This window comes from Rahnella selenatireducens (assembly GCF_046449555.1).
Classification (GTDB): domain Bacteria; phylum Pseudomonadota; class Gammaproteobacteria; order Enterobacterales; family Enterobacteriaceae; genus Rahnella; species Rahnella selenatireducens.
This window is the reverse complement of record NZ_JBKEZJ010000002.1, coordinates 168421-192453: the sequence shown is the minus strand read 5'-3', so window position 1 is coordinate 192453 and position 24033 is coordinate 168421. Positions and strand designations below refer to the sequence as shown.

The 24033-nt window shown below is 50.8% G+C and carries 18 protein-coding genes and 2 pseudogenes; all 20 read left to right on the top strand.

Annotated features, from left to right (window positions below):
* Positions 1 to 53: 53 nt before the first annotated feature.
* Positions 54 to 356 carry an SUMF1/EgtB/PvdO family nonheme iron enzyme gene (locus ACLBVC_RS04300; RefSeq protein WP_410148810.1) on the top strand — a complete coding sequence of 101 codons (303 nt, stop codon included), beginning with the start codon at positions 54 to 56 and terminating at the stop codon, positions 354 to 356.
* Between the two features lie 42 nt (positions 357 to 398).
* A complete protein-coding gene (locus ACLBVC_RS04295; RefSeq protein WP_410148344.1) occupies positions 399 to 791 on the top strand; it encodes a hypothetical protein in 393 nt (130 codons plus the stop codon).
* A 72-nt stretch (positions 792 to 863) separates the two neighbouring features.
* Positions 864 to 1130 (top strand): PAAR domain-containing protein, encoded by a 267-nt coding sequence (locus ACLBVC_RS04290; RefSeq protein WP_410148343.1) that lies wholly within the window; start codon positions 864 to 866, stop codon positions 1128 to 1130.
* Between the two features lie 3 nt (positions 1131 to 1133).
* A complete protein-coding gene (locus ACLBVC_RS04285) occupies positions 1134 to 2294 on the top strand; it encodes a type VI secretion protein (RefSeq protein WP_410148341.1) in 1161 nt (386 codons plus the stop codon).
* Positions 2278 to 5697: an ImcF-related family protein gene (locus tag ACLBVC_RS04280; protein WP_410148339.1), complete on the top strand. Its 3420-nt coding sequence runs from the start codon at positions 2278 to 2280 to the stop codon at positions 5695 to 5697. The genes ACLBVC_RS04285 and ACLBVC_RS04280 overlap by 17 nt, the downstream gene beginning before the upstream one ends.
* Complete coding sequence (gene tssA, locus ACLBVC_RS04275; RefSeq protein WP_410148337.1) at positions 5697 to 7298, top strand: type VI secretion system protein TssA; 1602 nt, start codon at positions 5697 to 5699, stop codon at positions 7296 to 7298. The genes ACLBVC_RS04280 and tssA overlap by 1 nt, the downstream gene beginning before the upstream one ends.
* 26 nt (positions 7299 to 7324) lie before the next feature.
* Positions 7325 to 9949 (top strand): annotated as a pseudogene (locus ACLBVC_RS04270) (type VI secretion system Vgr family protein).
* Positions 9942 to 10484 (top strand): hypothetical protein, encoded by a 543-nt coding sequence (locus tag ACLBVC_RS04265; RefSeq protein ID WP_410148336.1) that lies wholly within the window; start codon positions 9942 to 9944, stop codon positions 10482 to 10484. The pseudogene ACLBVC_RS04270 and the gene ACLBVC_RS04265 overlap by 8 nt, the downstream one beginning before the upstream one ends.
* Positions 10485 to 10496: 12 nt before the next feature.
* Positions 10497 to 12458 (top strand): LysM peptidoglycan-binding domain-containing protein, encoded by a 1962-nt coding sequence (locus ACLBVC_RS04260; RefSeq protein WP_410148334.1) that lies wholly within the window; start codon positions 10497 to 10499, stop codon positions 12456 to 12458.
* Positions 12455 to 13126: a hypothetical protein gene (locus tag ACLBVC_RS04255; RefSeq protein WP_410148333.1), complete on the top strand. Its 672-nt coding sequence runs from the start codon at positions 12455 to 12457 to the stop codon at positions 13124 to 13126. Before ACLBVC_RS04260 ends, ACLBVC_RS04255 begins: the two co-directional genes overlap by 4 nt.
* 41 nt (positions 13127 to 13167) lie before the next feature.
* Positions 13168 to 15669 (top strand): annotated as a pseudogene (locus tag ACLBVC_RS04250) (type VI secretion system Vgr family protein).
* A gap of 23 nt (positions 15670 to 15692) precedes the next feature.
* Complete coding sequence (locus ACLBVC_RS04245) at positions 15693 to 17051, top strand: S-type pyocin domain-containing protein (protein ID WP_410148332.1); 1359 nt, start codon at positions 15693 to 15695, stop codon at positions 17049 to 17051.
* Position 17052: 1 nt separating this feature from the next.
* Positions 17053 to 17562, top strand: a complete 510-nt coding sequence (locus ACLBVC_RS04240) for a DUF6392 family protein (protein WP_410148331.1) — start codon at positions 17053 to 17055, stop codon at positions 17560 to 17562.
* 97 nt (positions 17563 to 17659) lie between these two features.
* A complete protein-coding gene (locus ACLBVC_RS04235; RefSeq protein WP_410148330.1) occupies positions 17660 to 18793 on the top strand; it encodes an SEL1-like repeat protein in 1134 nt (377 codons plus the stop codon).
* 75 nt (positions 18794 to 18868) lie between these two features.
* Positions 18869 to 19555, top strand: coding sequence for a hypothetical protein (locus ACLBVC_RS04230; RefSeq protein WP_410148329.1), 687 nt, complete (start codon positions 18869 to 18871; stop codon positions 19553 to 19555).
* Positions 19556 to 19648: 93 nt separating this feature from the next.
* Positions 19649 to 21412: a type VI secretion system baseplate subunit TssF gene (tssF, locus tag ACLBVC_RS04225; protein ID WP_410148327.1), complete on the top strand. Its 1764-nt coding sequence runs from the start codon at positions 19649 to 19651 to the stop codon at positions 21410 to 21412.
* Complete coding sequence (tssG, locus tag ACLBVC_RS04220) at positions 21367 to 22473, top strand: type VI secretion system baseplate subunit TssG (RefSeq protein ID WP_410148325.1); 1107 nt, start codon at positions 21367 to 21369, stop codon at positions 22471 to 22473. Before tssF ends, tssG begins: the two co-directional genes overlap by 46 nt.
* Positions 22454 to 22990, top strand: coding sequence for a type VI secretion system lipoprotein TssJ (tssJ, locus tag ACLBVC_RS04215; protein WP_410148323.1), 537 nt, complete (start codon positions 22454 to 22456; stop codon positions 22988 to 22990). Before tssG ends, tssJ begins: the two co-directional genes overlap by 20 nt.
* Before the next feature lies 1 nt (position 22991).
* Positions 22992 to 23417: a type VI secretion system baseplate subunit TssE gene (gene tssE, locus ACLBVC_RS04210; RefSeq protein WP_410148321.1), complete on the top strand. Its 426-nt coding sequence runs from the start codon at positions 22992 to 22994 to the stop codon at positions 23415 to 23417.
* A 33-nt stretch (positions 23418 to 23450) separates the two neighbouring features.
* Positions 23451 to 23921 (top strand): hypothetical protein, encoded by a 471-nt coding sequence (locus tag ACLBVC_RS04205; RefSeq protein ID WP_410148319.1) that lies wholly within the window; start codon positions 23451 to 23453, stop codon positions 23919 to 23921.
* The last annotated feature ends 112 nt before the right edge of the window (positions 23922 to 24033 follow it).

Below are 24033 nucleotides of genomic sequence, written 5' to 3'. Positions count from 1 at the left end.
TATAAGCCAGGTGTAAACACTGCCACTAATGATCAAAATGTTTTTTTGCAGGAATAAATGGATTTAGTTATGCAGTTGGGAAATTCCCATCGACGCCATTAGGTTTATATATCATGGCAGATAGTATCGTAGACTGGATGAATGACTGGCATACGGAAGATTATTATTCTAAGTATCCAGAATTGAACCCGCAAGGGCCGGATAAAGGTCAGTACAAAGTCATCCGAGGGTATCTTGGAGGCGGAGGCCCCTTCACCAATCAGACTGTATATCGCCAGTTTGTTAAACCGGACCCAACGGATAAAGAAACCGGAATTTCGCCTGTATACAATTTCCGCTGTGTAATTAATAAATAATATTCCATTTCTATCCTCTGATACTTTACATAGGTGATGACCATGACCAACCGTATAGCGAAATACATCCTGATCACTTCATTCTTCTTATGCACCTCAAATGTAGCCATGGCATTCGATGGATTCAGCGTATTTTACTTAAACAGTGAGCATTTCAACCGAATTGATGAGGCATCTAACGCTCAAGGTGGCGTGAATTATACCGATGAGTCAGGTCGTCCATTGGGACACTCTTCAAAAAACTCTGATGGGGGTTTTTCTTACAAAGATAAAATTGGCCTTTTGGTTGGAAGCTCAACGGAGGTTTCTAAGGGGAATATCGTATATAAAGATAAACTGGGTAATCCTATTGGACATGCGGTAACAGAAAAAGATGGCAGCACTATTTATAAAGACATAAAAGAAAATGTCATTGCTGTGGCATCTGCTAATTAATAAAAATGACAGAACAAATATTTAAAACATCTTCCTTATAACTTATCAATAAATTACAGAGGCGACACTGTCATGCCAAAAGGCTTCGTATTACTCGGCGATAAAACCACCCACGGTGGCGCTGTTATTTCTGCATCGTCAACCATGATCGTGAACGGAAAAGCTGTCGCACTGGTCGGTGACAAAGTCAGTTGTCCGGTTCCCGGACACGGCACCAATCAGATTGTAGAAGGATCATCTGAGTGGTCTTCAGACGGGAAAGCCATTGTGGTGGAAGGTTGCCGGTGTCAGTGCGGCTGTCAGGTCATTTCAAGCGCGCCGGATTGCGCAATAGGATAAGTCATGGGCTGGGAACGTCAAAAACCCTTTACCGCCGAACAGCCCTCACCCCCTTCTTCAGGAGGCTGGTTAGTCAGTGGTGTACTGTCGGTGATTGCCGGCGTGTTGTTCTTCGTTTTACACGCTTCTGGAACGCTGAGTGTGCTCAATTCAGTGAACATCTGGTTATTCTCGGTGATCCCCGTAGTCCTCTGGATACTGGTCTTTTGCATCCGCGGCTATCTCTACGGTCGTGAGCTTGAACGCTTTCAGTTTTTTACGCAGGAAGCTGAACACGCCCAGCAGCAATGGACCTCCTGGGCAGAGCGCTATATCGCCGTTCTTGCAAACTGTGTGCTACTGCCAGAACGTATTTCAGCCGCGTTATTGCTAAAAAATGCCCGCGGGTTGGAGCAGTTCTCACACCTGATTCGCCGTATTGATTATCTTGAAGACAAATCTCCTCTGTCAGTTTTGTTGTCAGGCGTGCGGGAGACAATATCGGCACTGCCTGCCGAACTGCCTCTTCAGGTCACTTTACTTACCGACGAACCGGAAAGAACCCGACAAGAATGGCTGAGCCAGTTTGATCAATCCTGGCAGGAGACGTACCCGACGCGCCCGGGCCCGGCATCGATAAATTCTACTGAGCAACTCGCGTTCAGCGTGCTGGATGAGCGCCTCAGACAACCAGAATCCAGCGTTCATCTCGTTCTTGTGATGCAGTTGCAGGGTGAAACGAGCTATTCGGATGGCCTGGCGGCGTTGGTTTTCACCAGCGATGACGTAGCGGAAAAATACGCATTAGCGCATTCAGTCCGGGTGCTGCGGCCTATGCCGTTAGATATGCACCATTTCAACGATGACCTGGCGTTGTTTCTGACGACGCAAACAAAGGCGATTCAAACTGCCCGTGTTCTTGCTGACCATCAAAAATGGAAAGAATCCACAGCCGGGCTGATAGGCACCGGTAATGCACTGGGCACAACGTGGCAGGCAGAAGATATTACGACTGTCGAAACCTATTGCGGCATTCAGGGGCCCTATTCTCCCTGGTTCACCCTTGCGCTGGGGGCTGATTTTGTCCGCGTTGGGCAACAATCATGGTTAGCGTTATCCACAACAGGAGCAGAAAATTTTGTTTACACCATCACATCAGGGAGTGGGGATGAGCGCATTAAGTAGGCTCTGGCGTATCGGGGGGATAACGGTTCTGCTGCTGGCGATACTCAGCCTTATTGGCTGGGCTATCTGGCATCACGGCGAAATGATCGGACTCGATACAAACAGCAAAAAAGTCGTCGCCTTCCTGCTGATCTGTGTACTGGGTGTCGCATTACGTTTTGGCCCTTCGCTGCTTCGGCTGGCTCGTCAGTTAATGTTCCGTAAGGAAGAAAAACAACAAAACATCCTGCCAGACAGTGAAAATCGCCTGGTACAAACGCCACCGCGTCATGTCACGGTGGCTGAACTTCGTCAGGCCCTTCGCCAGACCTATGGCCGTTTTTGGCCTCGCAAAGTCCGCATTCTTTTGCTCACCGGCAGCACGGCCGAGGTGGAACAACTCACGCCAGGTTTGACGTCACAGTACTGGCAGGAAGACAGCGGCACCGTGTTGTTGTGGGGCGGCGATTTAGGGGCGCAGGCCGATTCAGCCTGGCTCAGTGCGCTGCGAAGTATCCGCCGCCGTCCGCTGGATGGCGTGGTCTGGGTGACCTCTGCGCTGGCACGTACAACCTCAGCCGGGGTACCTGAAAACAAAAATACGTTGTCTGCGGATATGATGGACAGCGTGGCTAAAGCCTTCTCGGCACGCTTCGAACTTCTGGGCTGGCGGCTGCCTTTGTACGTCTGGTCGCTGTATTCCAACGTAAAAGATCAGGACGACCGCATCACACAACCCGTGGGGTGTTTGCTGCCTGCCGGATGTAAAACCGATGAATTAAGTGCTCAGCTTGCCGGGCTGGTTCCCGACCTGATTGCGCAAGGCACGCAACAGATCAGCGCGAATACCCGTCACTCCTTTTTATTGCAGCTGGCCGATCAGCTGGCGCATTCGCCGGGCTCCGTCGCCGGGCCGCTGTCCACATTGTTAAATCCTTACCGCCCTTCTCCGCTGGCCGGTGTGATGTTCAGCTCAGCGTCGGTTGATGCGAAGCGCACGGTGAAACACCATTGGGCGAAGGATAACCGCTGGGATTTATTAACGGGTTCATTACTTTCCCTGCCGGCAGGTCTTGCCCCCAAAAAACTGGGATTTGCCTGGGGTAAATTGCTGGCGACGGTCGCGGCCTGCGCGATGGTGTTGTGGGGGGCGGGAATGGTGATGGCCTTTATGGTCAACCGCAATATCATTAACACCAGCGGATCGCAGGTGAAACTGGCCGCCAACACGCAGCACCCCCTACCCGTTCGCCTTCAGTCTCAGCTTGATTTGCAGCATACATTGGACAGACTTCAGTTCCGCCAGATTCACGGTGCGCCGTGGTACAGCCGCTTTGGGATGAGCCAGAATGATACGTTACTGACGGCGCTGTGGCCGCACTACGGCGCAAGCGCACTGCCTCTATTGCGCGATGCGACGGCACAACATCTCTCGGATCAGCTTGAAACCCTGACGCAGCTTCCGCCAGATTCCCCGCTGCGCGAGAAGCTAATGAGACCGGCTTATGACCAGTTGAAAATGTATCTGATGCTGGCGCGTCCGGAAAAAATGGATGCCGAATGGTTTAGCAAAACGCTGCTGAGCGACTGGCCGCAGCGTTCGGGCGTACCGGATGGTATCTGGCAGGGCAATGGCCCCGCCCTGCTTGATTTTTATGCCCGCAATCTTCCCCGTCACCCGGACTGGCGTCTGACGCCGGATGAGAATCTGGTGAGTCAGGCGCGTACCCTTCTGGTTCGCATGATGGGCGCACGCAACAGTGAGTCGTCGCTTTACCAGAAAATGCTTCGCCAGGTCGCACATCTGTACGCCGACATGAGGCTACCCGATATGACCGGGGATACCGATTCGTCACGCATCTTCACCACCGAAGAAGTTGTGCCGGGCATGTTCACCCGCAAAGCCTGGGAGGAATCGGTAAAACCGGCGATTGAAAAAGTCGTCAGCAGCCGCCGTGAGGAAATGGACTGGGTTCTGAGCGACAGCAAAACGGCGGTGCCGGAACAGGATTCACCGGAAGCTTTGCAGGCCCGCCTCAAAGAACGTTACTTCGCCGACTTCTCCTCAAGCTGGCTGGATTTCCTCAACAGCCTGCACTGGCAGCAGGCACAAACGCTGTCGGATGCTATCGATCAACTGACTTTGATGGCGGATGTTCGACAGTCACCGCTGGTGGCACTGATGAATACCCTGAGCATTCAGGGCAAAACCGGGCAGACCAATGAAGCACTCTCGGATTCGCTGGTGAAATCCGCGAAAAACTTGCTGAACCGCGATGAACAACCGGCTATCGATCAGCAGGCTGGCGCAAAAGGGCCGCTCGATGCCACCTTCGGCCCGGTGATAGCGCTGATGGACAGCAAGTCGGGCGGTCAAAGTAACACCAACCTGAGTCTGCAAACCTTCCTGACCCGGGTCACGCAGGTACGTCTTAAACTCCAGCAGGTGGTCAATGCGGCCGATCCGCAGGCGATGACCCAGACGCTGGCGCAAACCGTGTTTCAGGGAAAAGCCGTTGATCTTACCGAGACGCGCGATTACGGCAGCCTGGTCGCCGCAAGCCTCGGGCAGGAATGGAGCGGGTTTGGGCAAACGATATTTGTCCAGCCGATGGAGCAGGCCTGGCAGCAGGTATTAACCCCAGCCGCTGAAAGCCTGAATGCACAATGGCAGACCGCGATCGTCAATGACTGGAACAGCACATTCGGCAGCCGTTATCCGCTGAAAGACACCAGTAGCGAAGTCTCACTGCCGCTGATGGCACGTTATCTCAACAACGACAGCGGGCGCATCGCCCTCTTCCTGCAAACCCGCCTGAACGGCGTGCTGCATAAAGAAGGCCGTCATTGGGTACCGGACAGCATTAATGCACAGGGGCTGACCTTCAGTCCGGCATTCCTGAACGCCATGGACACCCTGAGTTCCCTGTCTGACGTTGTGTTCACCAACGGTGAAGCCGGTCTGCACTTTGAGCTGCGTCCCGGGACCGCAAAAGATGTGATGCAAACCGACTTGGTGATCGACAGCCAAAAACTTAGCTACTTCAACCAGTTACCCGCCTGGAAGCGCTTCACCTGGCCGAATGATACCGAAGCGCCGGGTGCCAGCCTGAGCTGGATAAGCACACAGGCGGGCACCCGTCAGTATGCGGATATGCCGGGCGCATGGGGGCTGATCCGCTTGCTGGATAAAGCCACGGTGACGCCGTATCAGGGCGTGGGCAGCAGTTTTAATATTAGCTGGAAAGCACCAGACGGCAGATCGCTGAATTACACCCTGCGTACCGAAGCCGGAGAAGGCCCACTGGAGTTGCTGAAACTGCGAAACTTCCAGCTTCCTGCACAAATTTTTCAGGTAACACCGGCATCGCTGGCACCCGTTGAAAAACCTTTTGACCCCGACGCAGTCGCTGAGGAGCAGTAATGGCAACATTAATCACGCTGCAGAACGCCTGTTCTGCCAACCCGGAGTCGATGCACTTGCAGGCACAACAGCAGGCTTCCCTTTGGGAAAACTGGCTCCAGCCGGTAACACCTGAAATGCCTGCCGGTCAAGACCCCGGCTACGATGATGACTTTCAGCAGATGCGCGAAGAGGTCAATAAAATCTCCGGCGCAGATACCACACTGACCTGCGAACTGGCCGAAAAACTGCTCACTTCGCACTGCAAAGATGTACGCGTGGCAACCTATTACATCTGGGCCCGCTTGCATCGTGACGGTGAAGCCGGGCTGGCCGACGCGCTTTCCCTGCTGGCCGGGCTGATTACCCGATTTGGTGAAACCCTGCACCCGCAGCGCGCAAACAGCCGGAAAACCGCACTTGAATGGCTTTCCGGCGCGCGTGTACTGGACAGCTTGTCGCTGTTCCCGGAAGTCAACAGTGTCGATTTTGCCCGGATCGTGGGTGCTCTGACGCTCATGGAACAGGGTCTGAGTATCTGGGAAGCGTCTTCCAGACCGCAGTTGGGGGCACTTTACGCCGCGCTGGAAAACCGGCTTGCGCAGTCCGGCGGCTTTGACGCCGTTGTCCCGCAAAATAGCACGTCCGCAGGCAGCCCGGCGGGAAATACGTCAGCGGATTCTCCAGCGCTGAAACCGGTCTCTTCCGGGCGCGATTTGCTCGATCAGGCCAAACTGCTGGCGAAATATCTGCGCGATCAGCCGGACGGCTGGCTATCGGGCCATCACCTGATGAAAAGCATCCGTCTGGATACGTTGCATGAATTACCGCCGCTGGCTGGGGACGCACGTACCCGACTCGCACCGCCAAAACCGGAAAACCGCGCGCTGCTCAAACGCCTTTATCTGCAACAAAGCTGGCTGGAGTTACTTGAACAAACCGACAGCCTGTTCTCGCAGGGCGTCAACCATCTGTGGCTGGATTTGCAGTGGTATACCCATCAGGCGCTGATGAAAGCCGGTGCGCCCTTTGATCGCTGGGCTGATATTATTCAGCAAGATCTGAACGGCCTGCTGACCCGTCTGCCGGGGCTCGAAGGGCTGGCGTTCAGCGACGGCACCCCGTTTGCCGATGAAGTCACGCTGAACTGGATCCACCAAAAGGTGATGACCTCATCGGAGAACTGGGGTAACGAACCTTCAGCGTCGGCCAACACGGCGGGTGATGACGACATTCTGCAACTGGAGCCGGAAGCACTGGCGCAGGCCGACAGCGACGGCGTCGAAGCGGCACTAAACTGGCTGCAAAACCGCCCCGGCACGCGAACCCCACGTCATCAGTGGTTAATACGCCTGCTGATGGCCCGCGTGGCCGAACAGTACGGCAAAAACGACATGGCGCTGCATCTGCTGGGCGAACTGGACAGCAATGGCACCCGGCTGACGCTCACACAGTGGGAACCCGAGCTGCTGTTTGAAGTGAAAGCCCGCCGCCTGAAACTGCTGCGCATGAAAGCGACCCGCGCGGAATCCGACAAGCCCCGACTTCAGGGTGAAATGGAAAGTTTACTCGCCGGATTAATCGGCCTCGACCCTGCGCGGGCCGCGGTGTTGTGCGGATAAGTAATACATAAGGACATGCCCGAATCATGGATATTCTTAAACACGCAGTGGCGGCGCTGAATGCCACCACCCTGAACCGCTATCGTCTTGATATTCCTTCCTGTTCGTCGCCGCTCGATGTTGAGACTTTACGCGGAGATGAGGGCATAAGCCGGACGTATCGCTACACCATCACCTTCACCAGTACCGACCGCGACATCGACGCCGCTCAGCTGTTGCGTAAACCGGTCACCCTCACGATGGGCACCGGGTTGCTGCAAAGCCTGACCGGACAAAAAGTGGTGCACGGCGTTATCACCGATTTTCAACGCCTGTCAGGCTCCGCCGACCAGACGCGGTTTCAGATTACCCTTCAGCCCTTTCTGGCACTGCTGGGTAACCAGTTCCGTACTCACCGCTTCTTTGTCAATAAGTCCGTGCGGGACGTGGTGGAACAGGTGCTCCAGGAGCACGGTCTCAAAGGCTGGGAATATACATTTAACCTCAAACAGACTTACCCCAAACGTGAGCAGATAAACCAGTATCAGGAAAGTGACCTGACCTTTATCGAACGCCTGCTCTCTGAAGTCGGTATTTTCTATTTCTTCAGCCTGCAGCCGGATACACAGACTGAAGTCGTGCATTTTGCCGATAAACAAAGCGCTTACGAGTTTGGCAAAACGCTGCCGCTCAACAGCCCGTCGGGTATGAGTGACAGCGGCGCGGAGTCGGTCTGGGGCCTGAACGTTCAGCACAATGTCGTTCAGGCCAGCGTCACCGCCAAAGACTATAACTACCGCGAAGCGCAGAAGGTCAATCAGTCCGCCAAAGCCGACATGACCCGCGGCGACGGTGAAGGGATTAATTATGGTGACGTCTACCACTACAAGCCCCGCCATCTGGACACCGGCGCAAAAACTGACCCGGCCGCTGAAACCGGCAACTTCATGGCGCGTCTCGACCATGAGCGTTTTTTATCTCAGCAAACCCTGATCACCGGCACCAGCACAGACGCCACGCTGAAACCGGCGCAGGTGCTCACCGTGACAGACAACAGCATTCCGTCCACGCTGCCGGAGCTGCTCTCGCAGCCGATGATGCTTATTCGCACTGGCTTCACCGCCAGCCGTAAGGACGCGCTGAACGTCACCTTCGCCGCCGTTCCCTTCAGCGAAACCTTGTGCTGGCGTCCGGCACTCACACCGCGCCCAAACGTCAGCGGCACCCTGATGGCCCGCATCACCAGCGCAAAACCGAACGATATCTACGCCTGGTAGGACAATGCCGGTTTGTACCGGGTGAAATTTGATGCGGATCAGGACGATAAAACCGTCGGGCAGGAAAGCATGCCGGTGCGCTTCGCGAAGCCCTACGGCGGCGACGAATATGGCATTCACTTCCCGCTGATTCAGGGCACGGAAGTCGCGATAGCCTTCCACGACGGCGACCCGGACAGACCTTACATTGCCCACGCCCTGCACGATTCCCGCCATGTTGATCATGTGACGGAAGCGAACAACACCCGTAACGTGATCCGCACACCGGCCAATAACAAGCTGCGGCTGGAAGACAAACGCGGCGAAGAACACATTAAGCTCAGCACAGAATACGGCGGCAAGACGCAGCTGAATCTCGGCCATAACGTCGGAGCCAGCCGCACATTACGCGGCGAAGGTTTTGAACTGCGCACCGATGAATGGGGTGCACTGCGTGCCGGCAAAGGCCTGTTCGTCAGCGCCGATCCGCAGCCCGCCGCCAGTGGCAAACAGCTGGAGATGGATGAGGCGATTGCGCAGCTTGAGCAGGCGCTGACGCTGGCGCGCAGTCTGGCGAAAGCGGCGCAGATTGCCAAAGCGACGCCGGGCGATACCGACAGCCAGAAAGCGCTGAACGCCTCACTGGCAAAACTGAAAGCGGCGGGCATTCTGATGTCTGCCCCGCAAGGGATCGGCATCGTCAGCCCCGCGGCCGTGCGTATTGCGTCAGGCAGCGAAAGCGTCGGGATGATGTCGGGCAGCAATACGGATATCAGCAGCGGTAAATCCTTCACCTCAGCCGCAGGCGAAAGCGTCAGCCTGCTGGCACAGAAAGCCGGTATGAAACTCTTTGCCGGCAAAGGGAAAGTCGAGATTCAGGCGCAAGGCGATGAACTGTCCGCACTGGCGAAAAACGACGTCACCGTCACCAGCGTGGAAGGCACCGTGACGATAACCGCCTCGAAAGAGCTGATCCTCACCTGCGGCGGCGGATACATCAGACTCAGCGGCGGGAATATCGAAATTGCCGATCCGCAAAACATCTTATTTAAGTCGGCTAACTGGCAGAAGATGGGGCCGGCGAGTATGAATGTACCTCCGACACAAATACCCGCAGCATATAGCGGGAAATTTACAGCAATGTCAGAAACAGGTACTCCAGTAGCATTACAAAATTACCTTATCACCCTCGATAGCGGTCAACGAATTTTCGGTATTACAAATTCAAATGGCGAAACGATCCCAGTCACGTCAATTCAGGCGGGTGAAGCTTTTGAAATTGAGATGTTAACGGATGATTTCTGGTATGACAGTGAAATAGTCGTTGAACGGGTCCACTACACAAATATTGAAGATGCCTCACATCATGGCGCAGACTGCCAATGTGACAAATGTGAAGGAAATGAGAATGAATAATTCATGCAAATTAAGCTGCGCATGTTCCCTGATTATACTGATATCACTAAACAGCTTCGCTAGCGATAGCTGGACATCACGTGAAGTGAATATGCAATGTGGTCCTGCAACAGTTACAGTTTCTGCAAAATGCAAAGCGGATCCTGAAGATGACGAGTCAAATATTTGCAAAAGTGTCACATTAAACATCAGTCGGGAAAATAAAAATTTCTCCGCCAATCTTCCCTATATACCACTCGAACAAAAAAGAAAGTTGGAAAAGCAAAAATTCACCTTCCCGGAAATAATAGACAGTTCAGATTGGGCTCCACAAAAGATGTTTTGCGTTGATGAACAATATGTTCTAATTGGTTACTGGGATGGGATGAATAATGCTGAGGGAATAGATGGTTCTCTGAGCGCCAATAGTACAGCCCCGATATTTGATGTTGACGGAAACTTTGTCAGCCAAGAAAAAAGCTTAGTTCTTAGAAGTAAAATACCGCCCAACCCACAAGGGGTAACCTACATTAATTTTGTTTATGGCAACAATTGATGAGGAATACATGTGAGTGATTTATACTCTGCTTTGTTTGCCTTGAAAGGCAAAGCTTACTTTGATAATCAAATAATAAGTTCATCTCTGCTAAAAACTTACCCAAACATCGACAAAGCAAAGGATATAAAAGGGAATAGCAGAATCAGTGGCGATATAGATGTGCAGAGTCAACACAAAGTTATCGACATGTTGATAACAATAGGTGCTCGATATAAATTAACATATAAAGAAATTTCATACATTTTACTTTGCGCGCATATAGAATCAGGTTTCAACCCAGATGCAGCAGCTGGTACAACATCAGCCGCAGGCATAGGCCAGGCAACTATCGCGTTTGTGGATTATACCCTTATAAATTCATCTGCACGTTTAGGGTTCACTCTGGATATTACAGGCGAAAGAATATTTGATGCAGAGCTAGGGTGTTATGCAATCATATTCTCACTTCTCCGGGCACGAGATTTAGTTTCAGATTTCTACCATTCGAATTATGATGACTATTGGCGCTGGCTTTACTATCTCCATCATGATGGATTAGGAAGTCTGAAGCAGTATCATAAAAATGAACATTTTATATCTAAAGATGCTACAGATTGTGCCAACGAAATTATTAGAAGATTACCTGAAATTGAGAATTTTCTAAAATCGACGCAAATAGCAACTTCATTTAAACTATCCACGGGTGATGACACTCCAGTTTCTAATAAGGAATACGTTGCCGTTGTTTCTCTTTGTCCCAACACATTTTATCCATCAATTGTTTCTACTATGAATGATCCTTTAATATTCATTAAAGGAAAAACTGATGGCCAGGGTAAAACCGAAGCAATCAATGCACTTGCTGGTGCGGAAATAGTATTTACCATTCTAAAGAACAACTATAAAAAACTGGCCATGTCAGGGGATTCAGGTTCAACAGAAAAATCTAAAGATAAGAAAAAAAAGAACACATCTCCCTCACTAAGAACGGCTGAACCAAACTCAACATACACAGTAAAATCAGGTGATACCTTATCTGCCATTGCAAAATCATTCGATACTACAGCCGCGGTTCTTGTTGATTTAAACAATTTACCAAATGCTAATGTTCTTCATATCGGGCAAGTCTTGAAGCTTCCTGATACCACAGATAATGACACTAAAGATTTCACAAATGCTGATTACATTAGCCGTTACATACCTAAAGACGTAATGCAAGCGATCATGAAATACCTTGGAGTACACAATGGAAATTCTAAGGCGGCTATAGCTTATTCAAAGAGTCATATTGTACTTCCTATTGGTAGCACGTCCGCTGACGTTGATAAAAATAAGAATATTGTTCATATAAAAACAACAACGAAATCAGCCACCATCAATAAAAGACAGAAACCACCGGAAAAACATAAAACGGATGACAAAGGAACTTCAAAACCTTCTTCGGCTCCAGGTGAATTTGAGCCAGTCATAAATTTTGCAGTTTCAAAATCTTTAAAAGATCTTGTGACTAGCAAATCATTAAACATTATGAAAACAATAATGAAAACGGCTGGAATTCATAAAATAACAATAACCAGCACACTCAGAACTGTTCAAAAACAAGTAGATGCAATGTATGCAAACATGCAAAGCAAAGGCATTCAGTCTCAACTTAACTATTATGCAGTCGCTGGAAGAGAGGTTGTAAAAGCAGCTGTTGCTGCAGGTGGCAACGACTTAAGCAAAACCAAGGAAGTTAAGTCTGCCATGGTTAATAAAGTTATTGATTTACAAGAAAGTGGACGGCTAGTTTCGCGGCATTGTGTAACCGAGAAAATGTATGCCACAAGAAATGTTTTCGATATCAGCAAACATTTTTCAACAGAGAAAAATATTCAATTAGCTTTTGATAAAGCTTTAACTGATTACGCAAGGGATAACGATGGGTTTAAATACATAAGCCCCTTTAAGCATGCTGGCGAGCCAGCATTCCATGTCGAGATTGAACAATGAATAAACCACTCATATTTTTACTTTTATCACTCCCCTTTAATTGCCACGCTGAGAAAATAAGCATAGATGATGGAATTTATTATTCGTACTGGGCATACGGCAACATTAATTCCTACAAGATTAGCGACTTAATTATCAACAAACCCAATAAAATTGATAACGGGTTTTACTTTATTAACAATACCAACGATGAATCTAATAATGAAATATATATGTTAGTTAAAAATAATAACATTGCACTTTTTTATAAACATGATGAGATCGAAGGTGGCCCATCGATTGGATGGGATGATGCTAAGTTGGTAGGTAACGAACTCACAGTAAACGCACCTACCGTAAAAAATTTCTACGATGATACTAATGGTGATTCCGACGAAAATATAAGATATAAAATCGGCGAAAAATTCCCGGGCAATAATCGACCAACAAATGAAAAAGAAATAATTCCGTTACAGAAAATTAATCCTGAAGCATTTAAAATCAATTGCTCCACTTATTTTGAAGTAAATATGCAAGCTAATAATTCACCTGAACCAACAGATGATCCAATGAAGGATTATAGTAAAAAAATACTTATGAATAATAATGGGCTTTGTAATCTTATTTTGGATAAACAATCCAATGAGCAAATATCCAAAGGATGGATTTTGTTCAAAAAAATAAAATAGTTTGCTGGATGCTAAACCCTACATAAGGACATGCCCGAATCATGGATATTCTTAAACACGCGGTGGCGGCGCTGAATGCCACCACCCTGAACCGCTATCGTCTTGATATTCCTTCCTGTTCGTCGCCGCTCGATGTTGAGACTTTACGCGGAGATGAGGGCATAAGCCGGACGTATCGCTACACCATCACCTTCACCAGTACCGACCGCGACATCGACGCCGCTCAGCTGTTGCGTAAACCGGTCACCCTCACGATGGGCACCGGGTTGCTGCAAAGCCTGACCGGACAAAAAGTGGTGCACGGCGTTATCACCGATTTTCAACGCCTGTCAGGCTCCGCCGACCAGACGCGGTTTCAGATTACCCTTCAGCCCTTTCTGGCACTGCTGGGTAACCAGTTCCGTACTCACCGCTTCTTTGTCAATAAGTCCGTGCGGGACGTGGTGGAACAGGTGCTCCAGGAGCACGGTCTCAAAGGCTGGGAATATACATTTAACCTCAAACAGACTTACCCCAAACGTGAGCAGATAAACCAGTATCAGGAAAGTGACCTGACCTTTATCGAACGCCTGCTCTCTGAAGTCGGTATTTTCTATTTCTTCAGCCTGCAGCCGGATACACAGACTGAAGTCGTGCATTTTGCCGATAAACAAAGCGCTTACGAGTTTGGCAAAACGCTGCCGCTCAACAGCCCGTCGGGTATGAGTGACAGCGGCGCGGAGTCGGTCTGGGGCCTGAACGTTCAGCACAATGTCGTTCAGGCCAGCGTCACCGCCAAAGACTATAACTACCGCGAAGCGCAGAAGGTCAATCAGTCCGCCAAAGCCGACATGACCCGCGGCGACGGTGAAGGGATTAATTATGGTGACGTCTACCACTACAAGCCCCGCCATCTGGACACCGGCGCAAAAACTGACCCGGCCGCTGAAACCGGCAACTTCATGGCGCGTCTCGACCATGAGCGTTTTTTATCTCAGCAAACCCTGATCACCGGCACCAGCACAGACGCCACGCTGAAACCGGCGCAGGTGCTCACCGTGACAGACAACAGCATTCCGTCCACGCTGCCGGAGCTGCTCTCGCAGCCGATGATGCTTATTCGCACTGGCTTCACCGCCAGCCGTAAGGACGCGCTGAACGTCACCTTCGCCGCCGTTCCCTTCAGCGAAACCTTGTGCTGGCGTCCGGCACTCACACCGCGCCCAAACGTCAGCGGCACCCTGATGGCCCGCATCACCAGCGCAAAACCGAACGATATCTACGCCTGGTAGGACAATGCCGGTTTGTACCGGGTGAAATTTGATGCGGATCAGGACGATAAAACCGTCGGGCAGGAAAGCATGCCGGTGCGCTTCGCGAAGCCCTACGGCGGCGACGAATATGGCATTCACTTCCCGCTGATTCAGGGCACGGAAGTCGCGATAGCCTTCCACGACGGCGACCCGGACAGACCTTACATTGCCCACGCCCTGCACGATTCCCGCCATGTTGATCATGTGACGGAAGCGAACAACACCCGTAACGTGATCCGCACACCGGCCAATAACAAGCTGCGGCTGGAAGACAAACGCGGCGAAGAACACATTAAGCTCAGCACAGAATACGGCGGCAAGACGCAGCTGAATCTCGGCCATAACGTCGGAGCCAGCCGCACATTACGCGGCGAAGGTTTTGAACTGCGCACCGATGAATGGGGTGCACTGCGTGCCGGCAAAGGCCTGTTCGTCAGCGCCGATCCGCAGCCCGCCGCCAGTGGCAAACAGCTGGAGATGGATGAGGCGATTGCGCAGCTTGAGCAGGCGCTGACGCTGGCGCGCAGTCTGGCGAAAGCGGCGCAGATTGCCAAAGCGACGCCGGGCGATACCGACAGCCAGAAAGCGCTGAACGCCTCACTGGCAAAACTGAAAGCGGCGGGCATTCTGATGTCTGCCCCGCAAGGGATCGGCATCGTCAGCCCCGCGGCCGTGCGTATTGCGTCAGGCAGCGAAAGCGTCGGGATGATGTCGGGCAGCAATACGGATATCAGCAGCGGTAAATCCTTCACCTCAGCCGCAGGCGAAAGCGTCAGCCTGCTGGCACAGAAAGCCGGTATGAAACTCTTTGCCGGCAAAGGGAAAGTCGAGATTCAGGCGCAAGGCGATGAACTGTCCGCACTGGCGAAAAACGACGTCACCGTCACCAGCGTGGAAGGCACCGTGACGATAACCGCCTCGAAAGAGCTGATCCTCACCTGCGGCGGCGGATACATCAGACTCAGCGGCGGGAATATCGAAATTGCCGATCCGCAAAACATCTTATTTAAGTCGGCTAACTGGCAGAAGATGGGGCCGGCAAATTTTCGGGTACCTCCGGTTGAGCTACCAAAAGGATTCGATGAACGTTTTACCGTCAAAGATCACAAGACCGGTGAAGTCATTCCCTATGCCCGTTACCGCATAACGACAGAGAAAGGTGAAGTATTTGAAGGAAGAGCTGATGCAAAAGGAAAAACGGCCGGCGTTTATACCGGAACACCTGAATCAATAAAAGTCGAACTGTTGTAAGTGATGGACAGGAGAAAGCCGTAATGTCTCAAATATTGGGAACTTCATCAGCCAGGACCTCTGCGACCCCACAAGAACCCGTTGTAGAACGCTTACCGGCAAAAGTTTTTTTTGCATCTGCATCATTGTCAGCTTCCATGGCCGGGGCTTATGTCATGGGAGCGACGGAAACCGCGTTGGGTGGCGCGATCGCGACACGTGTTAGTACAGCGGCAGCGAGTGTAGGTGAAGGTTTAACGCTCAACCCCGCCACCGTCCTGATTATGGGATTATTTTACACACCTAGCCTGGGTAATTCTGACCTGCCCCCCGACCAGCTATATCAAAACATGATTAATGGCCAACTCATGGTCGGCGCATTTACCCGTGCCTCGGATACAGTTTCACAACAAGATTATGTGCCGGAGGATGAACTCCGGCACATAGCCCGGCAAAATGGCTCGGTACGAACACAAGTTCGCTTACGTGTTGAACAGGATGCCCGGACAGGCGAAAAAACCACGAAGAGTTACGAGGTTGGCGAAGGGAGCGGGCTGGACCGGGTTCGAGTCAGATTTGCAAAACGGGTCGATGATAAAACGTGGAGTTTTGAAGACCCGTCCATCATGGGCAAGCTTGTCTGGTCAACGGACACTGGTCAGGGCAGGTTTGTGCAAGGCGATAGCAGCACCCCAGTCCAGCTTAATCCGTCTACGAAAAACGAAACAACGATTCATGAAGGAAGTTCCGGCGGATATACATCCCCGCCGACGCCAATACCAGAGCCTGTCGGTATTTGGGGATTACCCAATCCGGCTCCCGAGCCCTTGCCACCGATACCGGGAACGCCAATTCCCGATGAACAGCGCCCGAGCATTGAAACATTTCCGATAGAAGACCGGGATTTTGATGACTTTATCATTGTTGACCCGATTGGCAATGTTCCGGCCATTTATGTCTACTTTCAGAAAGCCCCTGTCGAAAACCTTGAGGTTGACTATTATGACAATTTCGAAGGACGCTCAAGACAGGGTGAATATGAGGTGGATCATATTCCGTCGAAGGCAGCCGTACGAATTTATTTAAGTAGGCTTTACCCTGATGAAGGAAGTAAATTCATCGATAAGATGGTAGGTAGAGTGGCTTCAGTGGCTATTCCTAAAGCTGTTCACCAGAAATGTAGTGAGACTTATGGCGGACGGAATAATAGCCAGATTAAAACAGAAGGTGGGGATATAGTCAGACAAAAAGAGCTGGATGCCAGCGATCTGGAAGGGGCAGTCAACTCTAACTGGGATGCAAATGCAGAGTGCCTGAAAAATGAATATAATGTAAGTGAAGAAAAGCTTGAAGAAGTCAGAGCTAAGTTACATGAGTTAAACCGGAAAACAGGGTTATATTAGAATGAATATTAATGTTGAAGCGCTGATAAAAAAATTAGACTCCCCTTATCAGGAAATTTATAACGATGGTTTAATACCATATAAAACAAAGCCATACGGGGCAATCGATGAAGATGTTGCTAGGTTAGACATGAAACGTGAAGGAATATATTTAGCTTTTATTAATAACTCTGAAAAAATCCTTACTGAAGTGACGCTAACATTGGAGGATGAAGGGAAAACAGATTGGATCTTCCCTCATCCGATGCCATTTAGCTTAGAACCTGTTATGACTCAGCAATGGGTAAGAGGGCGTTTTGGTGTTCCAATGATTTATGTTGAAGCGAAAACCATTATGACTATATATAGAGGGGTAAAAGAGTTTTATTCGTTACCGGCACCCAATCAAAATATAGTAATCTCATTTAGTTATAATAAAGATTCGTTTGTATCGGATATAACTTTTTTCCCAATAAAGCGAGCTAAAGAAATTCAGGCTGCGTTAGAGAAAAAACGGCTTAGTGGAAAATGAAAATGGGAATAAAAGGCCAATCTAAATAAGAATTATTTTTTTAGGATTTTTAAAATTAAGGGGAATTACTCATCCCCCTTTTAAAGGTTCAGGATTGATGCGTAAATTGCTATTTCTATCATGTCTGTTACTAACGGCGTGTGATCAAAATAACCTCACGCCGCCCGTTAATAAAAGTGCGGCCATGGACCCGCTTTCTACTATCAACGCCCGTCTGGCCTTTACCTGCAAACATGAAACTATCCCGGAGGCTTCCGCCGATTCGGATGTGTTGTTTAAATACGCCCGCTGGTTACAGAAAAATAATCTGCTTAAGCAGGACAAAGCCGTGGATGCACAAACCGAGCGGCTGTACCGCATTGCCGCCGCCAACGGGCATGTTAAAGCCAGCATCAACCTGCAGAATGGCGCAATGCGCGGCCAGTTCACTCTCCGTTCAGACGAACGTCTGCGGATGAGCCAACAGCTTATAGATGCGAAAGTGGCGACCGGTTACTACTTTATTGCCATCTATCTGGAACGTGGTGCAGCCGGACTGCAGCAAAATCCGGACATGGCATTGCGCTACTACCGTAAAGCGGCAGATGAAGGAAATCCTCAGGCCCAGGCTTACGTTGGCAAGAAGTTGTCTCCGGCTGATATGGCACCTGATGTTTCCCGACAGATGCGACATTGTGCTGCCGAACAGGGTGAGGGAGAGGCAGCAAAGGCTCTGGGGATCGATCTTCAAATTGATGGATTATACAAGGAGGCGATGAAGGCATTTCAACTGGGCGTAGCGGCGGGTAATGAAAGCGCTTCCAGTTTTTTAGAGCATGGGTTTGACGACCCTGAGCCGACCGACGGATTGTATTATTTGGGTCAGCAGAAAGATCCTGAGCGAGCTCGGCGCTACAAGGCAATCTGGAAAGTCTTATCGAGTGCCTCTTATGCCAGCCCTAAAGTCCCTGAAATCAATGATATCGTCCCGCTGCCACCTGCCCCGCTGCCCGCCTGGGACGGCAAATTGAAATGGGTCGAAGCCCGTAAAGCGAATGTACCGCCAACCAAACCGAGCGAGGCCCTGATTGAGCAACTGGCGAAAGACAAACAGCTCAACCCGGAAACAGGCAGGCCGTTGCCGACCTCACCGGATTTTAATAAAACTGCTGCCGTACATTTGCTTTGTAAAACCGGTGAGCCCTGCCCGAAAAGCGGCTACTGGCGGCATATCAATTTAATGATGTCGTAAAAAACGCAAACCTGCGACCTCGAAAATATTCTGTATACACAATAACGAGCACTAATAAATATTGAGGGATTAATTATGTGTAAATTACTCATGGATTTACAAAAGGAAATTGAAAAATCAAAAAATGACATAAAAATACCCGAGGAGATAAAGTTACTTTACACGTGGATTGAAAATAATGGTCTTATAGAGTCTCATGACGGCCTTATACAAACACCTAAAGGTATGGTGGGTGACCCTGATGTTTACCAGTATGGCAGAATCAATGTTGACTATGAATTCTCCCCGGATATAACCTTCACCACATCAGTCCATAAAGGGCTGAATTATTGGTTTGATCTTCCGGAAATCACGGATGAAATATCATCAAGGCTAGTGCCATTCGCGGAAAGTGGATTTGATGGTTCTCGCCTTGCTTTTTGGCTTGATGATAACAACGAGCTTAGGTTTGTTCACATGGGATCGGGTTCTGCTTCGATGCTATGCTGTGTCATTGCCAATAACGCGAGGGAGTTTTTATCTTTACTTTCCATAGGTTATGGTCAGTTAGGTGATGTCTATGATTTTTCATCATCTCCTGAAGAAATAGCAGATGGAGAAGAAATAAAAATAAATGACTCCTTTATTGATTGGTTAGAGAATGATTTTGGAATAAAGAGACCTGCTAATGCCGCCCATATAATCAAGGAGACTCCAGACATAGGCGATGAAAATACGGGTGACTTATTTTGCCTATGGTGTAACAAACAATTCAGGCAATAGGTGAGCAGCAGAATTGATTAACAGTACTATACACGATACAGTTTTGGGCATTTATTTATCAGCCACAACAGAAATTAATTTATCTGGAACAAAATGAAAGACCAAACCCTGCGTTATTACGATGCTGAAATGCGCTATTTGCGCGATGCAGCGAAAGAGTTTGCACAAACTCACCCTGATCGTGCTGCAATGCTTGACCTTGATAAACCGGGAACGCCTGATCCTTACGTTGAACGCCTGTTTGAGGGTTTTGCCTTTTCGATGGGGCGGTTGCGCGAAAAGATTGATGACGATCTGCCGGAGTTTACCGAAGGGCTGGTGAGCATGTTGTGGCCACACTATCTGCGGACGATCCCCTCACTCTCCATCGTGGCACTGACGCCGGATGTACCGGCGATGAAGATGGCGGAAACCGTGCATGCCGGTATGGAGGTTTACTCCCGCCCTGTCGGCCCGAAAAACACTGTCTGTCAGTACCGCACGACCTGTGATGTGGCACTGAACCCGCTTGCTGTTTCCAAAGTCATGATAGCAACCGAGCCGGACGGACGTTCTGTGCTGCGTATCCGGTTGCAATGCAGCACTCAGGCCGACTGGTCGCAGGTGGATCTGCGCCGTCTGTGCTTCTATCTGGCGGGAGATGCACCGGTCAGCAGCGCGCTGCATCTGGCACTCACCCGCCGTCAGGCTGCATTGTATTTGCGTCTGCCCAATCAGGCTGACCGGATGAAACTGGACGGCTGGTTCTCTCCCGGCGGATTTGCCGATGAGGACTTGCTGTGGCCGAAAGGAGAAAGCGCATTCAGCGGTTATCAGCTGTTGCTGGAATATTTCACTTTCCGCGAGAAGTTTATGTTCGTGCATCTCAACGGGCTGGAATCCGTCACATTACCCTCAGGGATTTCGCATTTTGACCTTGAGGTGGTGCTGAGCAGCCAGTGGCAAAGTGATTTGCCGGTGACCGATGAGGCGATGGCGCTGCATTGCGTACCGGTCATTAACCTGTTCACGCTGGAAGCAGATCCGCTGCTCGTCAACGGGCTGGAGAACGAGTACCTGTTACGTCCGCGCCGCTTGCAGGACGGGCACACCGAGATTTATTCGGTGGACTCAGTGACCGGCTCACAGCGTACAGATGATGCGACTTACGTGCCGTTCACCAGCTTCCGCCATCGCGGCGGGATGCAAAGACGTCACGCACCCGAACGCTATTTCCACACCCGCGTAAAGCGCGGCGTAACCGGGATGCACGATACCTGGCTGATCCTGGGCGGTCAGCAGTGGGAAGCCGACCGCCAGTTCACGCGCGAAGCCGTCTCGCTGAAAATCACCGGCACCAACGGCCAGTTACCGCGAAAAGCACTGCAAAGTACCCTGCTCGACCGCTGCGAATCCGTGCTGCAGACGCCGCTGAAAGTTCGCAACCTGAGTAAGCCAACATTACCGTCTTATCCCCCTGCTGAAGATCACTTCCAGTGGCGGGTGCTGAGCCATCTGGGTTCCAGCTATCTGAATCTGATGAGCAGCGCACAGGTATTGCGCGGAACGCTGGAGCTGTACAACTGGCAGGGAGACGAGCTGAATAACCGCCGCCTCGATGCCATTCAGAACGTTGAACACCACCAGATCCAGCGTTTTGAAAAAGGCTTTTTGCTGCGGGGTATCGACATTGAAATCACGCTCGATGGCAACGGGTTTACCGGCGAAGGCGACATCCATCTGTTTGGCGAAATGCTCAATCGTTTCTTTGCCCTTTACGCGGATATTCACCTGTTCAATCAGCTCACCCTTATCGTTCAGCCAGCCGGGAAATGCATCCGATGGAAAGAGAATCACAATCAGCGTCTGCCCGGTTAATCGTGCAGTTGCGCGATAAACTGCCCAACACCCAGTTTTATCGCTTCTGTCAGTTGCTGGAACAAAGTCAACCGGACGCGCCCGCGCTGGGCAGCCACTGGCAGGTCAGGCACGACCCGGTTCGCTTCCGCCCTCATCCGGGGATGGGTTTTCCGGCCAGTGAGTTTAAACGGATGGAGATGCCGGAACATCCGCATCTTCCGCCGACTATCCGCACCACGTTTATGGGGTTGTATGGCGTGGAATCGCCGCTGCCCACGTCGTTCATCGACGACATTACGCAGCGCCGGGACGGGCATGAAGCCGTCAGTGATTTTCTGGATATCTTCAACCACCGGATGATCACCCAGTATTACCGTATCTGGCGTAAGTACTCTTATCCGGCCACGTTTACGCCGGGTGGTACAGATAAAACGTCGAAATATCTGCTGAGCCTCTGTGGTCTGGGCATTGAAGGATGTGCGGATAACATCGCGACGCCAGTCTCACGTTTTCTGGCACTGACCAGCATGATGCGTCTGCCGACGCGCACCAGTGAAGGCATCATCGCGCTGGTTCAGTTGCTGGCCCCGGACACCGAAGTTCGTGTGTCAGCGCATGACCGCTGCCGCATACCGCTGCGAAAACAGCTTGCCATGAGTACGCGTCACCCTGTCTGCATGAGCAACAGCCCGGTAATGGGCAGTCATACCGTGGACGTAAACTGCCAGGTGTTGTTGCAACTGAAAACCAACAATCCGGATGAGGCCAGAGAATGGTTGCCGGGCGGACAGTTGCATCAGGATTTACTGGCGTTAATGCAGGTATATCTGGGATCGCGATTACATGTGCGCCTGCAGCTGTCGGTATTACGTTCGCTGCTGCCGGATGCGCAACTTTCCTGCCAGCCGAAAAGCACCGGCGTGTTGCTGGGACGGACAGCCGTAATGCGTACCCAACACCATGTGTCAGACATAAAAAATAGCACTGAAATGATCACAATTAATCTGGGCCGCTATCAGCGCGTACAGGAAAATCTTCACCGCAGGGAGACTGATGAATATGGCGACTATCGCTGGTAAAACCCGTTTTACGTTACTGATGCTGGCAATGGCGTCCACTTTAAGCGGATGCGGGCTAACGCAAAAGGTCAGTGATGGCACCGTCGCGATGACCAAATCTCTATTTTATAAACAGGTTAAAACACTGCACCTGGATATTCAGGCACGCGACGCCGTTAACAATAATGCCAGCGGTGCCCCGCTCTCCACCGTGGTGCGTGTCTATCAGTTAAAAGACCGCAAAGTGTTTGATGGTACGGATTATCCGTCGCTGTTTGCCGAAGACAGCCAGGCCATCAAAGCCGATCTGATTGCAGAGAAAGACATCCGCATTCGTCCGGGCGCGGCGGTGACCATTGATGTGCCTTTGGATGAAAAAGCCCAATTTGTGGCTGTCGCCGGGCTATTTCTGGCACCCGATATCACCAACAACACCTGGCGACTTGTGCTGAGCCGTGACGATCTTGACCCCGACAAGGCCCGCCAGATTGAACTGAATAATCACGGGATGACGTTGTTACCTCTGAAGGATAAGTGATATGCCGCAACCCTCACTTTACGAAATGCTGCTCGGCAATTTTGCCGGTGGCCTCGAACTTCATCAGGTCAGCGAAGCCAATCAGGTCATTCTGTCCGTGCTCGACAACATGCAGCGGGTCCTTAACTGCCGCGCAGGAACGATTTCGCATCTGCCAGATTACGGCCTGCCGGACATGAGTAAGATCCTGCAAGGGATGCCCGGCACCGCGCACTCCCTGCTGACCACGCTCTCCGCCACGCTGCTGAAATACGAGCCGCGGATCCAAAAGCTGAACGTGATTTTACTGCCGCAATCCACACCAGGGCATCTTGAATACGCCATTGACGCCGAGCTGAAAGAGCTTGGCCTGGTGCGGTTTGGGACTGAATTTATGCCGGAAGGTCGGGTGCTGATGCGCCATATGAAACAGCAGAATTATGTTTGATGGTCATCCGCCATCGTCAATGACAGAGGAAGTATGTCAGCTAAAGAACGTTTTTTGAAAAAGCTACAGGACAAACAACCGGGTCGTACCGTGTTTGAAAATAAAGGTCAGGCTGATATCGCTGAATTTCAGCAACAGATGAGTCAGTTGCAGGAGAGCATCGAAACGTGGCTGACGGATACCGGCATTCAGACCAAAAGCACTTCCGTTTCATTGGTTGAATTCTTGATAGGCGGGAAGACCTTCAGCATCCCCGGAATACACCTTCTTTATGAAAACAGGATGGTGAAATTCACGCCTGCCTTTTTATACGGTCAGGGTGTGACGGGGTGTGTGGAAGTCAGCCTCTGCGCTGAGGGCGCTCCTGTCCCTCTTTGCCGTTTATTCATGCGTTCCGCAGAGCACAATCACTGGACATGGCGTCCGGCAGGCTGGTCCACGCAGCCCGGCGAAAGGTTCAGCGAAGAGGTCTTTTTCAACATGATTGAAGGTTTATTGTCCTGACCTTTAATCCTGTTGCCGGGTTTTATCATTCTTATATTTAATTGTCATAACGCAATTTTATTGTCTTACGTTTTTCAGCAATGGAGGTGCGCCACACAACACCGGTAATATC